This is a genomic window from uncultured Mucilaginibacter sp. (assembly GCF_903913935.1).
GTDB lineage: Bacteria > Bacteroidota > Bacteroidia > Sphingobacteriales > Sphingobacteriaceae > Mucilaginibacter.
On record NZ_CAIWNH010000395.1, the window covers coordinates 21201 to 28175 of the forward strand.

The 6975-nt window shown below is 43.2% G+C and carries 6 protein-coding genes and 1 pseudogene; 5 read left to right on the plus strand and 2 right to left on the minus strand.

Translation table 11 applies throughout. The annotated features are described in order from the left end of the window. Positions 1 to 166: 166 nt before the first annotated feature. The 3 genes from QZY09_RS15855 to QZY09_RS15865 all read left to right on the plus strand — a co-directional run bounded on the left by QZY09_RS15855 (position 167) and on the right by QZY09_RS15865 (position 3367). Positions 167 to 454, plus strand: a complete 288-nt coding sequence (locus QZY09_RS15855; protein ID WP_295673941.1) for a DUF4834 family protein — start codon at positions 167 to 169, stop codon at positions 452 to 454. 10 nt (positions 455 to 464) lie between these two features. After that, positions 465 to 755 carry a hypothetical protein gene (locus tag QZY09_RS15860; RefSeq protein WP_295673943.1) on the plus strand — a complete coding sequence of 97 codons (291 nt, stop codon included), beginning with the start codon at positions 465 to 467 and terminating at the stop codon, positions 753 to 755. Between the two features lie 89 nt (positions 756 to 844). Further along, a complete protein-coding gene (locus QZY09_RS15865) occupies positions 845 to 3367 on the plus strand; it encodes a YfhO family protein (RefSeq protein WP_295673945.1) in 2523 nt (840 codons plus the stop codon). Between the two features lie 144 nt (positions 3368 to 3511). On the opposite strand, the gene QZY09_RS15870 is transcribed toward QZY09_RS15865, so the two are convergent. Next, a complete protein-coding gene (locus QZY09_RS15870) occupies positions 3512 to 4270 on the minus strand; it encodes a glycosyltransferase family 2 protein (protein ID WP_295673947.1) in 759 nt (252 codons plus the stop codon). After that, positions 4267 to 5535, minus strand: a complete 1269-nt coding sequence (locus QZY09_RS15875) for a glycosyltransferase family 4 protein (protein WP_295673950.1) — start codon at positions 5533 to 5535, stop codon at positions 4267 to 4269. Before QZY09_RS15875 ends, QZY09_RS15870 begins: the two co-directional genes overlap by 4 nt. 365 nt (positions 5536 to 5900) lie before the next feature. Between QZY09_RS15875 and QZY09_RS15880 the strand changes: the two genes are divergently transcribed. Beyond that, a complete protein-coding gene (locus QZY09_RS15880) occupies positions 5901 to 6419 on the plus strand; it encodes a DapH/DapD/GlmU-related protein (protein ID WP_295673951.1) in 519 nt (172 codons plus the stop codon). A gap of 358 nt (positions 6420 to 6777) precedes the next feature. After that, positions 6778 to 6975 (plus strand): annotated as a pseudogene (locus QZY09_RS15885) (methyltransferase type 12); the annotation flags it as partial.

Here is a 6975-nt window from a genome sequence, read left to right on the forward strand (position 1 = left end):
TGAACGGAAAATGGCTTATTTTTTCATTTGCACATTTGCACATCTGAAATCCGCACATCAAACTGTAACAAACAACCACCTGCGTTGGTCAAAAATCAAAGCAAAATCATACACAAACAATTTTGCCGTTATAGTATTATATTTGTAGTCTTAATTTTTACCAGGCATGGAATTTCTTAGTTTCCTGATTACAGCAATCTTAATTTTATATATCATACGTCTTTTAGTCCGTATTTTTTTGCCAATGCTTTTTCAAAGTGTGGTTAATAAAGCGCAGCAACAGGCGCAACAGCAACAAAACTACCGGCAGAATTATAACCAGAACACCAATCAAAACAACAGCCAAAATGCCGGCCCTGCAAAAATAAAGGTCGACTATGTGCCGCCCCAATCAAAAAAAGGTAGCATACCCGATTCTGAAGGGGATTTTGTAGATTACGAAGAAATTAAATAAAATTAAAGCAATGATACCGGAAGAGCTATTTAAAAGGCGCCCCAGGCATAACAACACGCCGGATTCAACGCTTCTCATCCTGACCAATTTTATCGTTATCGCCATCTCCACCGCCTTGTTTACTTCTAAAACAGAGATCTATACTTTTTTTTGGGTAGTGGTTGCCCTGCTGGCGCTATATAATTTTTATACCATCCGCCGCAACCGCGAAGAGTTTGGCACCAAAGTGGTGCTTTTTTCTTATATCGCGAGTACTGCCCTGCTGGTAGGGTTATTTTTCCTGTTTAAGGGCCACTCCTAAGCCATAAAAATCAAAAAAAACTAATCATTCCTATTCTCAAGCAAATTTCTATTTTTGGGAGATTATATTATCTTCAATAAAATACAGAAATGAATAACTGGTTTAAGCGCAATGGCACTCACTTTTTGATTGCTGCAATATTTTTAGTGATCTGCTTAGCTTACTTTACACCTGCTTTCCAGGGGAAAACCCTGGGCCAGGCTGACGTGCTCGGCGCTCAATCAACCCAAAAAGAAATTAACGATTACCGGGCAAAGGATACCACTATTTTATGGACCAACCAAATTTTTGGCGGCATGCCCGCTTACCAGATCTGGGCGCCTTACTCCAGTAACGTCGCTTCGTTTGTCATAAAAACCCTGATCGCGGCGTTTCCAAACCCTATTTATGTCGTATTTCTGTTATTGTTTGGCACCTACTTTTTATTCACCGTTTTAAAACTAAACCCATGGCTTGCGGCCGCAGGCGCTGTCGCGTTTACGTTTTCATCCTATAATATTATTTTGCTTACGGCCGGGCACTCCAACCAGGTGCTCGCGATCGCCTTTTTTGCGCCTATAATTGCCAGTGTTATTTTAACCCTCAGGGGCCGGTACCTGCTTGGCGGTGCACTATCAGCCCTTTTCATCGCTTTAGAGTTAAAGGCCAACCACATCCAGATGACCTATTACCTGGTGCTGGCACTGGCTATTTTAATCGGAATAGAGTTTTACCACGCTATTAAAGCAAAAACAACTCCAGCGTTTTTTAAATCTGCAGGCGTTATTGTTGCGGCAACTTTACTGGCGGTACTTGTTAATGCATCATTATTATGGAGCACCATGGAATACGCTGCCTACAGCTACCGCGGTCCATCAAATTTGACCCAACATACCAAAGAACCAAGTAATGGCCTGGCTAAAGATTACGCCTATCAGTGGAGCCAGGGCGTTGGCGAATGTTTTACCTTTTTAATACCAAATGCCTACGGCGGCGCATCTGGCCCGTCAGAAGGGATTGACCAAAACTCTGCTACTGCTAAAGTATTTATCGACAAAGGCGTTCCGGCGGACCAGGCAGTTAATTACGCGCAGCAAATGTCGCAGTTCCCTGGATTGGCGATGTACTGGGGCAATAAACCCGGCACTGCTGGTCCGTTTTATTTTGGCGCGGTCATTTGTTTCCTATTTTTATTCGGTTTACTGATTGTAAAAAATCGTATAAAATGGTGGTTATTAGGTACAGTACTGTTAACCATGCTGCTGTCATTTGGCAGCAACTGGCCTTACTTATCCGATTTGTTTTTTAACTATTTCCCGCTTTACAATAAATTCCGTGCAGTTGAATCCATATTGGCGGTAGCAAGTATTTGCTTCCCGATCATGGCGCTGCTTGCGGTAAAAGAGATCACCGAAACAGCTGATAAAAAAGATATCCTCAAAAAGCTTTATATCACAGCTGGTATTTTCGTTGCCCTGATCATCGTAGCTACTTTGTTTTTAAGTTTCAGATCGGCTGATGCACAAAGCGGCATCACCTATTTAACAAAAGCGCTGCGCGGCGACAACGCTACCGCCACCAATATTGCCACTGCTATTGTTAGCGACAGGCAGGACCTGGAACATGCGGACGCCATCAGGTCTTTCATTTTTATAGTGCTTGCTTTTGGCTTGCTTTGGATCTTTATAAAAGAAAAAGTGAATACAACCGTTTTTTCGATCGCATTACTTGCATTGGTATTGGTAGATATGTGGCCGATAGATAAACGTTATTTGAAAGAGGCTAATTTCCAGGAGAAACAGGATGCCAGCCAGGTGGTAAGGCCACGAGAAGTGGACCAGTTTATCACCAGGGATCCCGACCCGGATTTCCGTGTGTTTGACCTTACAGCTGAAATCAAAAACGACGAAATCAACCCATTCTTCCATAAATCAATCAGCGGTTATTCAGCTGCGCGCCTAAAAAGGTATGATGAGTTGATGGATAACCAGCTAACCACCAACCCGCCAAACCACGATGTTTTGGATATGCTGAATGCCAAGTATTTCATCACCCAGGATACGGCCCGCAACTCCAAAATGGTATCAAACGTTACTGCGTGCGGACATGCCTGGTTTGTAAAATCCGTTAAGTTTGTTGACAATGCCGATAAAGAAATGCAGGCCATCAGCAGCTTTACGCCAAAAGATGAAGCCATTGTTGACCAGCGTTACAAAACTGTGATCGATACTAAAAGTGCAATAGGCGGCGATCCGAATGCCAGTATTAAGTTAACCAACTATAACCCCGATCATTTAACCTATCAAACCGGCTCAACAGCCAACCAGGTGGCGGTATTCTCGGAGATCTATTATGATAAGGGCTGGAAAATGCTGATCGACGGTAAAGAAGCCCCTTATTTCCGTGCTGATTATCTTTTGCGTGCAGCGCAGATCCCGTTGGGTAACCATAAAGTTGAATTCATCTTCCACCCGGCATCGTACTATACAGGCGAAAAGATTTCACTTGCCGGATCAATTTTGCTGGTGCTTTTATTAGGCGGAGCGGTTTATACGGAGGCGAAGAAAAAGCCTGTGGCTGAAGCTGACGACAAGAAAAAAGCACCTGCCGACGATAAGAAAGCGAAAAAATAGCTATACGTCATTGCTTGTGCAGTAATCGCAAACTTTGCAATACCACCATACAAAGTTTGCGATTACTGCACCTTTTTGTTTAAAAGGACAAGGTTGTTTTGTTCCTTTTTTAACCTCTGCAACACGTTACAACCCTTTACCCCCCTAATCATTCGTCCTTCTATTCTTCAGCCAATACCAGCCCAGGTTAAAAGCGATAACAAAATGATTAAAAACTGTAGGGATTAAGCCATAATAGCGCTGCATGATATCAAAGCGCTCCATTAAACTCTGGCGGTGTTTGGCTTTTGACACCCCTCCTACCAGGTATTTGGCTACATATTGGTTTACATTAACGATCTTTTCTGCCTGCGATGCTGCGCGGATGATCCAATCGATATCTGCACTCAATTTATACCGATTATCGTATGGCCCTGCCAGAGAACGGCGCACATAAATGGCCTGGTGGCTGATACTCATCCCATACCGAAAATCCATCCAGGTAAATGTTTTGGGCGCTTTGTGCCGCCTTTGGCCAAGGCTTTTTCCGTCAGCATCTATCATCTCGGTTTCACCATAATAGATATCCGCATCCGGCGCCGACTCAAAAACTTTTTGTACGGTATCCCTGGAATAAAATTCGTCGCCCGAATTCATAAAGAGCACATAATCGCCGTTAGCTGCTGCAAGGCCTTTGTTCATGGCATCGTAGATACCGTTATCCTTTTCGCTGAAGATCTTTGCCACCTGGTCCTTATACCTGTTAATGACCTTTAACGTACCATCGGTTGATTTGCCATCAATGATAATGTATTCTATGCGCGGATAGGTTTGGGTTAACACCGAAAGCATCGTCCGCTCAATATCACGCTCGTTATTATAAACAACGGTAATCACCGATAAAACGGGCTTAAAAGCTTTCATTTTTTTAATATTGACCGGTAAACATCCATGTATTTTGAGGCGATGATCTCGTTGGTAAAATTGTCCGTTACCTTTTTCCTTGCATTTTCCGCGAGTTCGTTTTTTTTATTTGAATTTAAAATAAAATTGATCCCTGCAGCAAAATCAGCTGCAGATTTAAATTCAGCCAGGTAGCCGTTTTGCCGGTGGTCTACCATATCCGGCAACCCGCCTGTATTGAAGGCCACAACGGGTGTACCACAGGCCAGCGACTCCATCACTGTATTGGGCAGGTTGTCTTCAATAGCGGGAGTTACATACACGTCTGCAAGATTATACAGCGCTGCCATATCTTCCTGCGAGGTAATTACGTTCATTTCGTATACTTTAAAAGGCAGCAGGCTGACATCAAATGATTTATTTTTACCGAATAGAACGATCTCAATAATATCTGTCTCCTGATAATTCTTTTTAAGGTCATTCAGCGCCTCAACCAGGTAGGTGATGCCTTTACGCCTGTCGAGGATGTTGGCGGCACCGAAGAGTATAATTTTTGATTTTGGATTGATATTCCATTTCAACCTGGCAGCAGCTTTATCTTTTGGAGAAAACAGTTCCGTATCTATCGGGTTGGGAATGGTTTCGATCCGGAAATCTTTTAATAATGAACTTGTACGGGCAACATCAGCCAGCCAGTGGCTGCAGGTTACAAAAACCAGGTTTTTTGCCGTTTTGTACATATCCGATTTACGTTTCCAGCCCTGGTGCGACAGATCATTTTTATGCGGATCGCGCAGCATCCAGCAATTACCGCATTGGTTCATAAAATGGAAACAATCGCCTGAATAGTGGCAGCCACCGGTAAATGCCCACATATCATGCAGTGTCCATACCACCGGTTTACCGGTTTCAAAAAGCTGTTTAATGTTATGGGTTGACAGAAAACCGGAATTTGTCCAGTGCAGATGCAGTATATCTGCATTTTGTATATCAGGTTCCTTTTTTATATCAGCGCCAAATTCCGCAGTTGAAAAAGCAAACCGAACCTCACGCGCCTTTGCCTTAAACCAGATAAAAGGCAAACGCTCATAAAAAAAACTAAATCGTGCCTTTAATTTTCCTGCTAAATTATTGCTGATGCTGTCGACACACGGCTCACCTGTCTTCTTCTCCTGCACCAGCATATGCACATCAACCTGCTTTAATTCCAGCGCTTTTAGCAGGCGCATACATGCAGCCGGGGCGCCGCCGCCTGCATCAGATGTATTTATTAAAGTTACTTTCATTTGGCGGCGCTATTTTAGCGGCAATTATAACAATTCTAAAATGAAAACTTTACTTTTGGACGCGCAGTATTTAATTACGGCACCTGCCAAAGGCATAACCCGCTCGCAATAGGCAACTATGCTGCGAAGTTAAATAGTGACCCCATCGGGGTCAAATATTGGTAGAAGAATAAAAACAATAAATACCGTGCCGTAGGCACGGAACACGGCGAAGTTGCGTACCTACGGCACGCGATAATATTTAAAATGAATTTTCTACCGATATTTAGCACCTGACGGCGCTATTCAAAAAGGGACGAACTTTTGATGGGGACACAAATTTGTGGTTTTACAGCCTTATAATAACAAACTGATCGACTGAAAAAATGAACTTTTTTGCTTATTTATTCCAGGACTGGCGGGCAAACCGGCAAAACTTTAAGGCACAGTCGGTTTTGTTTTCTTTTCGGTTGCTGCAGGCTTTTAACCGCTTTACCCTCACCAAAATTATTTTTTACCCTTATTTTATGCTTTACCGTTTTTGGGTAGAGTGGATTTTGGGGATAGAGCTACCAAGGAAGCTAACCATAGGCAAAGGCTTGTCATTGTATCACGGGCAGGCGCTGGTGGTGAATAAAAGCACCATCATCGGCGAAAATTGCGTGTTAAGGAACTCCACCACCATAGGCCACAAAAAACTGGCTGATGGTACGTTAAGCCGCAGCCCCCGTATAGGGAACAATGTAGATATTGGAGCCAACGTTTGTATTATCGGGGATATCACCATCGGAGACAATGTGATCATCGGCGCAGGGGCCGTGGTTACAAAAGATATACCTTCGGATTGTATTGCCGTGGGTAACCCGGCAAGGGTGTTGGAAAAGAAGAATAAAACAGAACAATAAAAAATGGGCTTCCCCTCTTTACCGCTTGCGGTCAATGTCATTAAGTTAAGAAAAATATTTGTTTTTCCCCTCTTTTCCGCTCGCGGAAGAGAGGGGCGACCAGCGTAGCGCAGTCGGGGTGAGTAGACTCGCCGCAATGCATTGGCGGCAATGTCCGCCAGGGTTAACTCACCCGATCATCGCTACGCTCGATCTGCCCTCTCTTTTGCAGGCAAAAAAGAGGGCAAAAACTTAGGCCGTTACGCTTAACTTAAAAAATTTTACCGCATGCAGTAAAGAGGAGAAATTAAAAAAATTGTTTTTCATCGATTTACGATATCATGAAAAGCAAAAACTAATTTGCACTCGAATCATATTAATGGAACAAAATTTAACAGACCTCGCTTTCTGGAAAGCTTTTTGGGAATCAAGGAAGAACCTCATCCTGTATTTGAAACCCAATTATGTTTTTGGTGATATACTGGCGAAACTCATCGCCGAAAAAAACATAAAAAATGCCATCGAACTGGGCGGATTCCCCGGGTACGATGCTACCTATTTAAAAAAATACCATCAC